This is a genomic window from Bdellovibrio sp. HCB337 (genome assembly GCF_047302465.1).
GTDB lineage: Bacteria > Bdellovibrionota > Bdellovibrionia > Bdellovibrionales > Bdellovibrionaceae > JACMRP01.
The window spans coordinates 3,082,271-3,096,984 of the sequence record NZ_CP178621.1 but is presented as its reverse complement, the minus strand read 5'-3'; the positions used below and the strand labels follow the sequence as shown (position 1 = coordinate 3,096,984).

The following is a 14,714-nucleotide window of genomic DNA, read 5'->3' as shown; positions in this document are numbered from 1 at the left end:
AAGGAGGCTCTATGAATAAAATATTTGTACTCTTAATAACAACAGCAACTCTTTTTACATCAGCAACTTCGTTCGCGAAGGATTCAATTAAGGCGACTCCTTTTAAGTTGAATTTTTCAGTGAAAAAAAGCGAATTTCCCGTTCAAGTAAATGTTACGGGGAAACTAACCTGCTGGATTGAAAAATGCACTCTAGGATTTTGTGACTCTGACGTAGTAGATAAAGACTTGACCGGTATTACAGTGAAGGCCGTTTCGGAAGATGAAAATTTCATTAACTACGTTGTGAGCTACGCTAGCAAAGAAAAATTAAAAATCCCAGCAGCGTTTTTTCCAGACGATTCGGGCTGCCATGCAAATATCACCTTCCAAGCTGCAGATCCTAGTTATGAACAACCGTATAAGCCAGATGGATTCATCAAGGGCTGGGCTCAGTTCACTTTGAACGACTTTAAAGATATCCAGCGTCTGAACAATCTGTCCCTTAATTATTACTACGCTTGGGAAAGATACAACGATGGAATGCAGTGTTCACATAAGAATCCAAACCTATGCAGCAAATTCCTCCATCTTGCTCCGATCGTTGCACCACAAGGTATCAAGGTAGAATTGATCTCTTCTGGCACGCCGCCCGTGTTTCAAAAACCGTGATGTTCGCTTCAGTGGTCAGTTGAATTTTAACAACTGCTTGTGAACCAAATCCATGGACTCATTGGCATCTAAAGCTTCTTTTGCAGGTGTGGAAGAAGTAGCGATGCGATGAAGAAATCCGAGACGTAGAACCAAGATCGCGCGAGTAGTTGCCAGAGCTGATTGTGGATCAAGAACTTTAGCTTGCACTAGGCATTTCGCGATATATTCAGTCCAGTGTTTTTCATACTTTTTAATGGCGCTTCCGATGGGTGTGGTTGTCCCACGGAAGCGAAAGTAGAGTTTCAAAAGAAGAGGTTCGGTTTGCGCTTTTTGAAAAGCGATGTCTTGACCTTGCTTCAAAAGACCCATGAACTCTTCAGGAGTATTGGGCTCGACGGACTTATTGTTCAAGGTAAAGTAGCTAGCAAATACTTCCGAGGCGATATCTATTAATTCTTCCTTATTTTTCCCCATGTACTCATAAATCCACGCTCTTGAAACCTTCGAAAGACGAGAAATTTGCGCGTGAGACAGCTTATGGGGGCCGTCTTTCTCGATGATTTCTAGAATCGCTCGAGAAGCAGCGAAGTATTTTTCTGATTTTTTATCGGCTTTTTTCATATTTAAAAATGTTACACTAATTTCCCCAAAACTCGAGACCAATTATTTGCTAAATTTGTGACCAGTCCTTTTTTAGGTAACTTTAGAAGGGCGGTTGTGGATTTAGATCATCAATAGCAATCATTACCTACGCGACTGCTTGCAAAATCAGAGAAAATAATTCTGAACAATTGATGTATCGGATTTCTGCGTGGCTCGTCTAGAAGCCACGGTATGTGCGGTTCTTAGCGCTTTACGATTGAGCCTTCGCTAGGCGGTACCGAATAATTTGGTATGACATTTCACAACTTGAATCGACTTCAAAAAAAGTCTCAGAAAGATATTTCCGCCTTTCTGATTCTGGTTTTAGTTCTATCTCAATTTCAACCTCAGCCGGTTTCGGCGATGATGCCTTTTGCATTTTGGAAACCAGGTGGGGTCACCGTTTCGAATAAAGTGATTCAAATTGCGTCTGGGCAATATCACACCTGTGCTTTGTTAGATAATTCCAGTGTGAAATGCTGGGGCTATAATACGAATGGTCAACTTGGTCAGGGGAATAACGCGCATATCGGTGATGGCGCTGGTGAAATGAGTGATAGCCTGCCGGCGGTTAATCTTGGGACCGGCCGAACCGCAGTGCAAATCGCGGCGGGCGCACTTCACACTTGTGCTTTGTTAGATAACTCGACTGTCAAGTGTTGGGGGGATGGTGGTTACGGTCTACTTGGGCAGGGGAACGGCACGGTAGATCTTGGTGATGGGGCTGGCGAAATGGGGGATAGTCTTCCTGCGATCAATCTGGGGACGGGTCGGACCGCCGTGCAAATCGCTGCAGGGGAAACTCACAATTGTGCGCTCTTAGATAATTCCACTGTGAAATGTTGGGGGCGCAATAGTGAAGGTCAACTAGGTAGAGGAGATGTCGCTCATATGGGCGACGGTGCGGGTGAAATGGGCGATAGCCTTGCTGCCATCAATCTCGGGACAGGTCGGACAGTCGTGCAAATCGCAACAGGGGGCAATCACACTTGTGCACTCTTAGATAACTCCACGGTGAAATGTTGGGGCTACAATATTTATGGTCAACTCGGTCAGGGCAGTACCGCGAACCTTGGCGATGGCGCTAGTGAAATGGGGGATAGTCTTCCTGCCATCAATCTTGGGACCGGTCGTACGGCTGTGCAAATCCTGGGCGGAGGCATTCATACGTGTGCTCTGTTAGATAACTCCACCGTTAAGTGTTGGGGACGGAATGTATATGGTCATCTTGGTCAGGGCAGTTCAGCAGATCTTGGAGATGGCGCTGGTGAAATGGGAGACAGCCTTCCTGCCATCAATCTTGGGACGGGTCGTACGGCTTTGCAAATTTCGGCGGGCATATATAATACCTGTGCTCTGTTAGATAACGCTACCGTCAAGTGTTGGGGGCAGAATACCCAAGGCCAACTCGGTCAAGGGACTACGTCCACTCGTGGAGACGATGCTGGGGAAATGGGCGATAGCCTTGCGACAGTCAGTCTTGGTACGGGTCGCACGGCTTTGCAAATCGCTTCGGGATATTATCACAATTGTGCACTCTTAGATAACTCCGCTGTGAAATGTTGGGGGCGGGGCGATTTTGGTCAACTCGGTCAGGGAGCTACCGCGAACCTCGGCGATGCTGGCGGTGAATTGGGTGATAGTCTTCTCGCTATAAATCTTGGTAATTCAAGTTTGCCTACAAAAAAAGTTTTAGCGAAACGGTCGGATAGATATAAATATATTAGTGCAGGCTATGCACATTCGTGCGCAATTTTAGATAACTCTAGTATGAAATGTTGGGGGCGGGGTACCTACGGTCAGCTCGGACTGGGGGATGCCGCAGATCTGGGAGATGGCGCAGGTGAGATGGGCGAAAGTCTTTCAATCGTTAACTTGGGTACAGGGCGCACAGCTGTACAAGTGGCTGCAGGGCCGTATCACACGTGCGCGCTCTTAGATAACTCCAGTGCGAAATGTTGGGGTCGAAATACTTCTGGACAACTTGGTCAGGGAAGCACCGCCAATCTCGGAGATGGCGCTGGAGAAATGGGGGATAGTCTTCCGGCAATCAATCTTGGTACTGGTAGGACTGCTTTACAAGTCACGGTGGGAATGTATCACTCTTGTGCCTTGCTAGATAATTTCAGCGTGAAATGTTGGGGGCTGAATGGCAATGGCCAACTTGGTCAAGGCAGCGCTACAAACCTCGGGGATTCTGGCGGTGAAATGGCCAGTCTTGCTGCTATAAATTTAGGTACTGGTCGCACGGCTTTACAAGTTGCTGCCGGCGGAGAATTCTCTTGTGCACTTTTAGACAATGGCACGGTGAAGTGCTGGGGACAGAATACTAACGGTCAACTTGGTCAGGGGAGCATCGTAAGTCTGGGAGATGCCGGTGGTGAAATGGGTGATAGTTTGCCCGCCATCAATCTTGGGACGGGTCGCACGGCTGTGCAAATCGTTGCGAGCGACTCCTACGCTTGCGCACTTTTAGATAATTCCAGTGTGAAGTGTTGGGGGAATAACGGAAACGGTCAACTTGGCCAGGGTAGCACGGCACATCTTGGAGATGCCGGTGGTGAAATGGGTGACAGTCTTCCGGCCATCAATTTAGGCACTGGCCGCAAGGCCGTACAAATTTCAGCGGGCTCAACCCATGCCTGCGCGCTCTTAGACAATTCCAGTGTGAAATGCTGGGGACGGAATTTTTACGGTCAACTCGGTCAGGGCAGCACCGCAAATCTTGGAGATGGTGGTAGTGAAATGGGTGACAGTCTTGCTGCCATCAACCTTGGTACGGGTCGCACGGCTGTACAAATTGGGGCGGGCAGAGATCACACGTGCGCGCTCTTAGAAAACTCTACAGTCAAATGCTGGGGGCAGAATGATTACGGTCAACTTGGTCAAGGGAGCACAACAGTTCTTGGCGATGGTGCTGGTGAAATGGGTGATACCCTCACTGCGATTGATCTTGGACAATAGACGTTCTTAGTTCACTAGGTTGAAGTTGCTCCAAATTTGGCGAGGACTTCGGCCTCTGTCATCATTTCTGTTTTGTTGGCAAAATCATAAAACGCAGGCTTTGAATCCACAAAAATTTGGACATGGAATTTAAAGTTTTCGACTCCCTCGAACAATCCCAAAGAAAAGTTATAATGCTGAGTGTTTTTTAAATGATAAAACAAATGTGAGCCGCAGTTTTTACAGAAAGCTCGTTGTGCCCATTCGCTGGAGTCGTAGATAGAAACAAATTCTTCACCTTGAATGTGAAAGCTTTTGCCGCCTTCAACGGTAAGGGCAGGGCCACCGCCCCAACGACGACACATGCTACAGTGGCAAGCATCGAAAATATTTTTTTCAGGAGAAATAGAGATTCGTACTTTTTTGCACAGGCATGTGCCCTGTTTTACAATTGGTGTAGTCACTGTTGAGCTCCGTTCTTTAGATCCTAGTACTATTGAAGCAGACAACGGATCGAATTTTGCCCCGCTGCGAACTGGGGTCCAAATGAGCCATCAGGGCCATTGAATATATATTGTTGCTGCCTGATTTCAATCGAACCAGAGTATGTCCACAAGCTATCAGCACCGAAGTCACCTGAGTATTCAGGAAAGCCAGCATAATTGTAATAAAAATCTACGACTGTAATCCACCACCAAATTTCACCATTTTCCCGTATCCAAAATTTGCGAACTGGTTCATACCCATCGGCGCGCATCTTTCTTATTTCTTTTTCAACTTCCTCTATTTCGTCTGGAAGATTCGGAAATGATGTTTCCCGAATACCTTTTGCGCCCAGTTGTATTCCAAGCGTCGCATACTGTCTGGCCGTTGGGAGTTCTCCACCTATGTCCTTACAGTATTGTAGAGCTTCTTTTGAGGTAAAGTAGCGAGCGTAACCTTCAGTGTCTCGAATTTTTTTTGTAAGTCTTAATCCATCAATTTTATATTTCGAAAATTCAATTGCTCCAGCCGATGTGTATTCCTCGCTTGCAAAAGCGCTGACAGAAAGAAGACAGATTGTGAAAGCCGTAAGGATGCTTTTCATTTTGGTGATCTCCTGTGTACTTAAAATCCCTTTGGGAAAGCCTAGGAAGCGGAATCGGGTAGAGTCAAATCTAGAGGCGGAAGCCCCTTGTTTTGTTGCAATGCGGAACCGCCGCTGAGAACGCGCTGCAATAGTAAACAGGAAAAGGCTGCTTAAGTTTTCAGCGGGGGGCCCCTGTTTAGTAAGCTTTGATTGACACGGACCCTGTCCCTAGCGACAGTTAAATGGCCTTTGGCATTTCTGGACCAAGGGCGTGCTTTATATTGAGGGGACACTACATTGAGAATCAAGAAGATCGAACTCGTAGGTTTTAAGTCTTTCAAAGACCGTACAGTTATTCATTTTGATGCGGGTATTACGGGTATCGTAGGACCTAACGGTTGCGGAAAATCAAACATCGTTGATGCCCTCATGTGGGTTATGGGTGACCAGTCTGCGAAAGATCTTCGTGCGTCTCAGATGACAGACGTAATCTTCGCCGGTGCTGATGGTTACGCACCACTTGGTATGTGTGAAGTGTCTTTGACTCTCGAAAATGACGGCGGTCCTTTCCCAGTAAAATATATCAAGCACTCTGAAGTTATGGTCACTCGTCGCCTGCACAGAAACGGCGAGGGTGAGTACTTCGTAAATAAAGAACCTTCTCGTTTGAAAGACGTGCAAGAGATCTTCATGGATACCGGTGCAGGTTCCAAAGGTTTCTCGATCATCGCCCAAGGTATGATCGGTAAGATCATCACTGCGAAACCAGAAGAGCGCAGAACCTTGATCGAAGAAGCAGCAGGTATCACTAAATTTAAAGTTCGTAAGCGTGAATCCCAAAGAAAATTGCAAGCAACAGACCAAAACTTGGTACGTTTGCAAGACATCATCGGCGAGTTGAAGCGCCAAATCGATTCATTGCAAAGACAAGCTCAGCGTGCTGAGCGCTATCGTAATCTTAAAAATCAAATCGAAGAGTTAGACCTTTGGGTGAGCTCTTTGCAATATGCGGATCTTCGTAAAGTGGCTGACGAAGCTCAGCGCATCTTTGATGAAGCTCAAAGCATGGAAGTTGAAGGCGAAACAAATGTGTCTTCACTTCAAGCTCAGTTTGAAACTCTGAAATTGCAAATTCTTGAAAAAGAAAAGTCTGTTGAGACCGTTCAAACTCAGTACTACGACAAGCAAAGCTCTACTCAGAAGAAGGAAATGGAAATCCAAGAACTTCGCTTCGAGATCGAGCAAGCTCGCCGTAACGAGCAAATGACTGGCACGATCCTTCAGGAACAACAAGCCCGTCATGAGCTTTTGAAACGTGACCACACTCAATTGAACACTCAAGTAGAGTCTTTGAAAGAAGAGTCTGAAACTTTGACTGCTCAATATAACGAGAAAAACGAGATCTTTGAAAACTCTCAGTCTCGTATTTCTGTCGTTGATGACGAGTTGACTGAAAAGCGTCGTGAACTGTTCGCTGTCGGTCAAACTGAGTCTTCTTTGGATGCTCGCGTGAACTCTCTTCAAGCTCAGATTACTGACTTGAAAGACCGCGAAAGCAACGAACAGTTGGTTGTGAACGAACTTCGTGAAAAACACGTCGAGTTCGAAGGCCGTCGTCGCAAAGTATTCAATGAACTTGAAAAAGAACGTCAAATGCAATTGGACTTGGCGAATGACTATGAGTCTTTCGAAGCCAATAAGAAGATTTTGACAGAACAAGCGGCTATTAAGAAATCTGAAGTAGAAGAGTTCAAAGATCAATTGAACCAAGTGACTTCACGTCTTTATGGTTTGGAAAACTTGCACTCTAACTTCGAAGGTTTCCAAGAGGGCGTGAAAAACGTCATGCTTTGGCAAAAAACGAAGTACCAAGAAATCACGGCGGATGGCTCAGTCGTTTTCCAACCGGTTTCTGAAGTTGTTGAAGTACCAAGTGAGTACGAAGTTGCGATGGAAGCAGCTTTGGGTTCTCGTCTACAAATGCTTTTGTCTGCGGATAGCGGCAAAGCGGTTGAAGCCGTTGATCACTTGAAAGAAGCAAAATCAGGTCGTTCAAGCTTCATGTCTGCGAGCGAATCTGGCCATAAAGCTTTGGCAAACGCTCCTGGTACGGAGTCTGGCGTACAAGCAATCTTGAAAGATGTTGTTCGCTCGAATGAAAGATATCAAAACAGCGTTAGTTATCTATTAGACGGTGTTGCGATCGTTGATTCTATCCGCACAGCTTTGGCACTTCGTCCGAAGTATGAAGGTTGGACATTCGTTACTCAAGACGGAGACACTTTGTCTGCTGACGGAGTTTTGACGGGTGGATCTTCTGAGTCTGCGGATTCAGGTGTTTTGAAACGTCGTCGTGAAATCAAAGAATTGACTGACAAAAAGAACGAGTGGGCTGGAAAGCTTGCTTTGGCTCAACAATCTTTGAAAAAAGTAGAAGAGCAGTTGGCAAATGTCGTTAATGACTTTGAAGGCGCGCAGAAACGTAAAATTGAACAAGAAATTAAAGTGACTGAGCTTCGTAAAGATTTGGAGCGTTCAGAGAACGAACTTCAAAATGCTCAGTACGCAGTAGAGCGCCAAGAGCGCGAGCTTCGTAAAATCACTGAGCAAGTCGAGCAACAAGAAACTCGTTTGCAAGATTTGATGATGAACCTTGAAGAAGCTCGTCAAAAGAAACAAGCTTTGGTCGAAGTGACTGAAGCTTTGAACTCTGAATTGACGAACACTCGCTTGGGCTTTGACGGTCTTCAAAGTGAAGTTCGTGAACTTCAAGTGAAGTCTGTGTCTAAGACTCAAGAGTACAACGGCGTTGTTCGCCAGTTGGAAATGGTTAATAAATCTTTGGGTGAATTGGATGCTCAGTTGTCACGTATGAGCGAAGAGTCGCAAATGTACTCTTCTCAGATGACCGAGAGCCAAATGAGCCTTGAAGAAAAGAAGATCGACTTCGAACGCAGCATCCGTGAAGTGGAAGATTTGAAAGCGCAGTTGTCTATTGAAAAAGACATCTACGAACAAATGGCTACTCAGGTGCAGGATATCGGTGAAGAGCTTGCAAACTCTCAACGTGCCCGCAACGAACGTCAATCTCGTATGAATGATGCTCAATTGAAATTGGAACAAGCTCGTATGAAAGAACAGTACCTTGTGGATCAAATCCGCGAGCGTTACATGTTGATTCTTTCAGACGTGGCAGAGAAGTACATCGGTCGCGAAGGTGACCCAGCAGAAGCTGAAGGCCAATTGAAAGATCTTCGCGAGAAGATCTCTAAAATCGGTGAAGTAAACTTATCAGCGATCGAAGAGTACGAAGAGACAGCTCAACGTTACGAGTTCTTGACGAAACAACATGCGGATTTGACAGAGGCGAAGGAACAACTTCGTAAAGTGATCGACCGTATTAACAGAATTTGCTCTAAACGTTTCAAAGAGACCTTTGATTTGGTGAACGACCGTTTCACTCGCGTATTCCCGGTTCTATTCGGTGGTGGTGAGGCGAAATTGGAACTTCACGAAGACGTTGAAAAAGGCGAAATGGGTATCGAGATCATCGCGAAACCTCCAGGCAAGAAGATGCAGAACGTAACTTTGATGTCGGGTGGTGAGAAAGCGTTAACAGCGGTTGCGCTAGTCTTCTCGATCTTCTTGGTGAAACCATCTCCGTATTGCTTGCTGGATGAGGTTGATGCTCCACTTGATGACGCCAACGTATTCCGTTTCAACGACCTTGTTCGTGAGATGGCAAAACGTTCACAAATCATCGTTGTTACGCATAACAAACACACCATGGAAGTGGCGGGTAAGTTGTACGGCGTGACCATGCAAGAGCGCGGGGTATCAACAATGGTATCTGTGTCTTTGCAGGACATTCAGTAATTCGCGGACGCCTAAATATAAGAAATTACGGAAAAAGGGGCTTAAAAGGCCCCTTTTCTATTAAATGAATGATGCAAAAACCACCAAAACTAAGATAGAAGAGCTGCACAAGAAGGCTTGTGAGGAAGGCCGGGATTTCTATATAGATCCCGAGACCGGCTATCAGGTGATGACGGCTTTATATCATCGTAAACGTGGACATTGTTGTGAGTCCGCGTGTCGTCATTGCCCGTATGGTTTTAAGAAACAAGATTAAGGTGGAATGATGACTCAAGGATTAACACAAGATCAAATGATTCTCGGCTTCGCGGCTTTTGGTGTTTTGTGCTTAATTATTTTTACGGTTCTTTGGTACACGCTTCTTCGCAACAAGGGCGCGGGACCTCGCGATCACGAAGTAAAAGCGATTCCAAAAACCGAAGAAAAACCTCTCAAAGAAAAGCTCGAAGAAGCTCGTAAGCCAGAACCTGTTGCTGCTAAAGTTGAAGTGCCAACACCGGCCCCAGCTCCAGCGCCCGTTGAAGAAAAAGAAGTCGATCTTAAAAAAGCTCTTCGTGCGACCGAAGAAAATATCTTTGGCCGTATTAAATCCCTGTTCAAAGCGAACGAGCCTCTGGCTCATCTCGAAGAAATCGAAGAAGTTCTTTATACCAGCGACTTGGGTCCACAGACTGTTCAACGTTTGATGGAAGCTCTCGAGGACATGAACAAAAAAGAGAAAGCGGATTTCAATAAGGTTCGTGACACTCTGAAGGTTGAAATGGAAGGTGTTTTCTCGAACCTTCCAGCAAGCACTTTGCAATTTGCGAAAGAAGGCCCTACGGTTTTGATGATCGTCGGAGTCAACGGTGCGGGTAAAACCACAAGCATCGGAAAATTGTCAGCGCAGTTTGCAAGCCAAGGTAAAAAAGTTCTCGTGGCAGCAGGGGATACGTTCCGTGCAGCAGCCGGTGGGCAGTTGAAAGTGTGGACCGAGCGCGCGCAGGTTGAGATCTTCTCTCCGGAAGGGGTTTCAGATCCAAGTGCGGTGGCCTTTGATGCGGTTTCAAAAGCAAAAGCGCAAGGCTATGACATTGTAATTATCGATACAGCGGGACGTTTGCATACTCAGGAAAACTTGATGGAAGAGCTTAAGAAAATGAAGCGCGTGATGACGAAAGTCATTCCGGAGTCTCCTCATGAAGTGATTATCGTTCTTGATGCGAACTCTGGGCAAAATGCTTTGATTCAGGCGAAGGAATACAACAAAGCTCTGACTTTGACGGGCGCGATCCTTACAAAAATGGATGGCACAGCAAAGGGTGGGGTGGCTGTGGGACTTGCGAACGAATTGCAGATCCCCATTAAGTTCATCGGCGTCGGCGAGCGCATTCAAGATTTAAGAAGCTTCTCTCCGCATGAATTTGTCGAAAGTATCTTTAGCTAAAAAAACAAAAGCCCCGTTTTAACCGGGGCTTTTTTATTTCTGATTACTCAGCAGAACATTGTACTTGGCCGCCACCTGAAAGGTCGGCTGTTTCCGCGTTGAAGGTAGCAACACGCTCAGAAACTGTATCAAAAACACAAGCTTTGATGTGTCCGCGAGCACGATAGATATCTTGGCAATCAACAAGCGCTTCAGCGCGAACTTCTTGGCAAAACTGAGGATCAGTGTCGGTGACTTTCGTAGATTGTCTGGCGAAAGCATTCACCGAAGTAACAAGCATTAAAGCTGTCATAATCATTTTGGTTTTCATAGTGTCCTCCTTGAGGATAGGTTCTGCGTATGCACCCTTTATACGCCTCTAGAGTCTATAAATTAAATATATAACAAATATGTTATTATGCCTTTATAGAATATATAAAAAAGCCCCCTAAACCCCTATTGTGACTTGGCATTTTGGAGTGAGCCTTCACAAGAATCACCAATCATCGGGGCATCCTTTTGCAAAACTTAAGCATCTGCAAAAGGAGTCACTCATGAATAAGGGACTTAGAAACGAACTATTTACTTTGTGTGGGATCGGCGCTGTCGGGGCCTTGCTATTAGGGCGTCCTCGCGCGGCTGCGGGGTTTGGTTTGACGGCGGCAAGTGTTGCGCTTTTAGCTCAACGAGAACGCATCAGCTTTCGCCATGAAAGTGTTGTGATCACCGGAGGCTCGCGCGGATTGGGCCTGGCCTTAGCGAAAGAATTGGTTCGTCAGGACGCTTCGGTGACTTTGCTTGCTCGGGATTTTCCAGAGCTTGAAAGAGCTCGCGAGATTCTTTTGGCAGACACTCCGGGGGCCCGCGTACAGATTCTGCCGTGTGATGTGACCCAAGAACACGAGCTGACTCAAGCCTTAGACGAGGCTTTGGCGTTGTGGGGATCCGTCGATATGCTAATCAACAATGCGGGGGCGATTGTCGTCGCACCATTTGATACTCTGAAAAGAGAAGACTTCGAGGCGCAATTAGAACTGCACTTCTATGCGGTTCTAAAAGCCGTGCAGTGGATGCTTCCGCACTTCCGCCGTCGCCGTAAGGGGCGCATCGTGAATATCTGCTCGCTGGGCGGAAAGGTCGCGGTGCCTCACATGCTTCCGTACGACACTTCGAAATTTGCGTTAGCGGGATTTTCACAAGGACTTGCAGCAGAGCTTGAAAAAGACGGCATCCCTGTGACGACGATCTATCCGACGTTGATGAATACGGGGTCGCCGATTCAGGCAGTCTTTAAAGGCGATCATGAAAAAGAGTATGCGTGGTTCGCGGCCGGGGATAATCTTCCGGGGCTTTCGCTTTCAGCGGACGTGGCGGCACGTAAGATTTTGCAAGCTGTCCGTGATGGCAAAAAAGAATACCTACTGACTCCGGCAAGCCATATGCGTGTGGGGCTTGCGACGATGTTCCCAGAGGTTATGGCTTGGTCCATGGCCTTTATGAATCGCCGTTTGCCAAGCGGGCGAAACATGACTTACAAAACCGGCGCTGAAAGCAGTTCGTACTTTGATCATAAAACGTGGAGTTACTTCCTGCGGAAACGGGCTCACAGAGCGGAGCAGAGCCTGAATCAGGTTCCGAAGTCAGATGCAAAATTCAATATGGGGCTTCTGCACTAACAGGATTGTGTTCCACTTGTTTCCGTGAACTTCCTCGAGGTGAATTAAAGGCGGGAAGGGGTTTTTCTGTCAGAATCCTGACATTGCGCGATTATATAAATCTGGTAGATTGCGCGAAACCTTTAAATCCCTCGAGGAGCTTTTATGTTGAAACATATCTTGGTTTCTAGCTTGATGTTCTTGTCTGCTTCAGCGGCTTTGGCCTGCGAAGGTGAAGCTCAGGTAATTGCAAAAATTGAAAATACAAAATTCCATCTTTCTTCAGGTTGCAAAGTAACCCTCACTGAGGTTCGCCATTTTTCAGAGAACCAACTTTGCCCACTAAGCCTTAGCGAAGTTAATACCGCAGGTCTTTCAATTGGCGTCGTGAATGGTCACGAGTGTGCGGCTTCGCCTGGGGATGAGATTTCTGGCGTTATCGAGAAACACGGCGATCTTTATATTTTGAACTAAGACGCTGATATTGCGAAATTCCTAAACCCGCGTTCCGTATGGATCGTGGGTTTTTTTATTTGCCCTCGGGACAAAAAGAAAACGGAGCGTTTTGCGCTCCGTTTTGCTGCCCCAAAGGTCCAAAGGGGGGGAGGACTCTCTAGGGCAAATTAGATCACTTTGAAAACTCAACTGTTCCCTACTAAAGCAAGAAGTGTGACAGGTTCTTCTGCGTTATATCGAACCTCCGTAAAGATGCTCCGGTAAGGATTTCATTACTGTCAAATGACTAGATAGCTGGAGGACTCACGTGACAAAATTAAGCTTCTTGGTTGTTCCCCTGATATTAAACATATTCTTGGTGGTTTCTGCTCAAGCACAACTCGAGGAATTGGCGGAGGAGTCCTTTATCGAGGACAATGCCCTTGATCTGTTTGGGGCTTCATCTCCTTGGAAGATCATGCGCCCAGAGTGGACCGGGCAGGACGAAGAGAATTTTAGCCGCTTTGTAACCCATATCGGGGACAGTATTTCAAAGGGGCTTTGTGCAACGGTCTCGGATTGTTTTAAAAATCCTCAGGTCAACCCTTATGCTTCGACGGACCCTCAGGGGCTCAGGCTTTTTGCGGACTGCGCGGATTTCCCTTATTTTGTTCGCGGCTATTTTGCCTGGAGAAATCAATTGCCGTTTGGCTATGTTTCTTCGCTTGAGCCCATTCAAAATCCGACGGGCGAGCCCACGAAAGACATTCGTTACTCTCAGTTTGGCAACGTCGTCAAAGGCCGTCACTCAGTGGTTCCAAAAAAGCCGCGCCTGGGTCGTCCTCGTTATCCAAATGCGATCGAGATTTTTAACGATTCTCTTCCAGGAAGAATTTCATCAGGTACTTTCCGTGTGAGCTATTCAGGAATGGATGCCGATGGACTATACTCTGATTTTTATCCGGTAAGAGTCACTCGTGATGCTATTCGTCCTGGTACGGTTTTGTATGATCCAAACGGGCATATCGCTATCATTTACAAAATCACCAAAGATGGGCGCGTGTATTACATCGATGCTCATCCCGATAATAGTTTGACGACGGGTCTTTATAACTCGCGCTTCATGCGTTCGTATCCGGGGCATGGAGCTGGATTTAAAAACTGGCGCCCGCTGCGTTTGGTGGATGCTACATGGGGTGGCGATGACTCTGGATATTACGGTGGTCGCTTGATCGGCGCTAAAGATGCGCAACTTCCTATGTACAGCACTGAACAATACTATGGCACCTCTGCAAATCCTGATTGGAGGCAAGCGCAGTTTCAGTTTCAAGGTCAGACCTTGGATTATTATGTGTGGGTTCGTAATCGTTTAGCAGATGGACCCCTTGTAGAAAATCCCATTGATGACGTCAAAATTATGGCGATGGAAATTTGTAAGAGTGTGCAAGAGCGTTCGGTTGCGGTCCAAGTGGCGGTGGATGCCGGCATTCACTTGCAAGAACATCCCTTCCGTTTGCCGAATAATATTTATGGTGCCTCTGGCGACTGGGAAACGTATGCAACTCCGGCGCGGGATGCACGCTTGAAGATGGCGTTTAAAGAATTGCGCGATTATGTCGAAGAAGCTCTTCAACATCATCGTGCCCATGATGGCAAAGTTGATTATCGCGGAGCCAACTTAGCCGCCGATATGCTTGCAGCTTATCAGCAGACTTCCAGCTCTTGCCGAATCTCTTATAAAAATAGTGGCGGGCAGTCCGTGAGTATGAACTTAGAGCAAGCGCGTGCGCGCATTTATGATGTCAGTTTCGATCCGTATCACTGTCCGGAACTTCGTTGGGGCGCAAAAGGTAATGAACTGAATACGTGCGCTGACGATGCGACCAAACGAGCTTGGTACGATCGTGAAAAGTGGCTGCGCTTTCAGCATGAGCGCGATACTAACGCCTATCACGGGTACACTTTGGATGAGCTAACGGGGCCAAGACCGGGAGCCGGTGTTCCTGCAGGTCAGGATTTAGACATCGTTGCTTTTCTAACCAAAAATAAATAGCATC

Annotated in this window: 12 protein-coding genes; 8 read left to right on the top strand and 4 right to left on the bottom strand. The window is 46.6% G+C overall.

From position 1 onward, the window contains the following. Nucleotides 1-11: 11 nt before the first annotated feature. Entirely contained in the window at nt 12-650 is a 639-nt protein-coding gene (locus ACLWBB_RS14960) for a hypothetical protein (protein WP_413288349.1), read from the top strand. A gap of 15 nt (nt 651-665) precedes the next feature. Here the strand turns inward: ACLWBB_RS14960 and ACLWBB_RS14955 are convergent, their stop codons facing one another. Further along, nucleotides 666-1,253 (bottom strand): TetR/AcrR family transcriptional regulator, encoded by a 588-nt coding sequence (locus tag ACLWBB_RS14955; protein WP_413288348.1) that lies wholly within the window; start codon nt 1,251-1,253, stop codon nt 666-668. 273 nt (nt 1,254-1,526) lie between these two features. Between ACLWBB_RS14955 and ACLWBB_RS14950 the strand changes: the two genes are divergently transcribed. After that, nucleotides 1,527-4,238, top strand: coding sequence for an RCC1 domain-containing protein (locus ACLWBB_RS14950; RefSeq protein ID WP_413288347.1), 2,712 nt, complete (start codon nt 1,527-1,529; stop codon nt 4,236-4,238). A gap of 14 nt (nt 4,239-4,252) precedes the next feature. Here ACLWBB_RS14950 and ACLWBB_RS14945 read toward each other — a convergent pair whose 3' ends face one another. Together ACLWBB_RS14945 and ACLWBB_RS14940 are read right to left on the bottom strand one after the other, a co-directional pair. Further along, complete coding sequence (locus ACLWBB_RS14945; protein ID WP_413288346.1) at nt 4,253-4,681, bottom strand: GFA family protein; 429 nt, start codon at nt 4,679-4,681, stop codon at nt 4,253-4,255. 29 nt (nt 4,682-4,710) lie between these two features. Continuing rightward, nucleotides 4,711-5,304, bottom strand: a complete 594-nt coding sequence (locus ACLWBB_RS14940; protein ID WP_413288345.1) for a hypothetical protein — start codon at nt 5,302-5,304, stop codon at nt 4,711-4,713. 279 nt (nt 5,305-5,583) lie between these two features. Here ACLWBB_RS14940 and smc point away from each other — a divergent pair, with 279 nt between their 5' ends. The 3 genes from smc (at nt 5,584) to ftsY (ending at nt 10,588) form a co-directional block, all read left to right on the top strand. Continuing rightward, nucleotides 5,584-9,162: a chromosome segregation protein SMC gene (smc, locus tag ACLWBB_RS14935; RefSeq protein ID WP_413288344.1), complete on the top strand. Its 3,579-nt coding sequence runs from the start codon at nt 5,584-5,586 to the stop codon at nt 9,160-9,162. A gap of 64 nt (nt 9,163-9,226) precedes the next feature. Next, the gene (locus tag ACLWBB_RS14930; RefSeq protein WP_413288343.1) at nt 9,227-9,418 is read left to right on the top strand and encodes a DUF5522 domain-containing protein; all 192 of its coding nucleotides are present in this window, start codon (nt 9,227-9,229) and stop codon (nt 9,416-9,418) included. Nucleotides 9,419-9,424: 6 nt separating this feature from the next. Further along, nucleotides 9,425-10,588 carry a signal recognition particle-docking protein FtsY gene (ftsY, locus tag ACLWBB_RS14925; protein WP_413288342.1) on the top strand — a complete coding sequence of 388 codons (1,164 nt, stop codon included), beginning with the start codon at nt 9,425-9,427 and terminating at the stop codon, nt 10,586-10,588. Nucleotides 10,589-10,631: 43 nt separating this feature from the next. Here ftsY and ACLWBB_RS14920 read toward each other — a convergent pair whose 3' ends face one another. After that, complete coding sequence (locus ACLWBB_RS14920; protein WP_413288341.1) at nt 10,632-10,898, bottom strand: hypothetical protein; 267 nt, start codon at nt 10,896-10,898, stop codon at nt 10,632-10,634. Nucleotides 10,899-11,121: 223 nt separating this feature from the next. Between ACLWBB_RS14920 and ACLWBB_RS14915 the strand changes: the two genes are divergently transcribed. The 3 genes from ACLWBB_RS14915 to ACLWBB_RS14905 all read left to right on the top strand — a co-directional run bounded on the left by ACLWBB_RS14915 (nt 11,122) and on the right by ACLWBB_RS14905 (nt 14,710). Beyond that, the gene (locus tag ACLWBB_RS14915) at nt 11,122-12,243 is read left to right on the top strand and encodes an SDR family NAD(P)-dependent oxidoreductase (RefSeq protein WP_413288340.1); all 1,122 of its coding nucleotides are present in this window, start codon (nt 11,122-11,124) and stop codon (nt 12,241-12,243) included. 144 nt (nt 12,244-12,387) lie between these two features. Further along, nucleotides 12,388-12,696: a hypothetical protein gene (locus ACLWBB_RS14910; protein WP_413288339.1), complete on the top strand. Its 309-nt coding sequence runs from the start codon at nt 12,388-12,390 to the stop codon at nt 12,694-12,696. A 289-nt stretch (nt 12,697-12,985) separates the two neighbouring features. Further along, complete coding sequence (locus ACLWBB_RS14905; RefSeq protein ID WP_413288338.1) at nt 12,986-14,710, top strand: hypothetical protein; 1,725 nt, start codon at nt 12,986-12,988, stop codon at nt 14,708-14,710. Nucleotides 14,711-14,714: the final 4 nt, after the last annotated feature.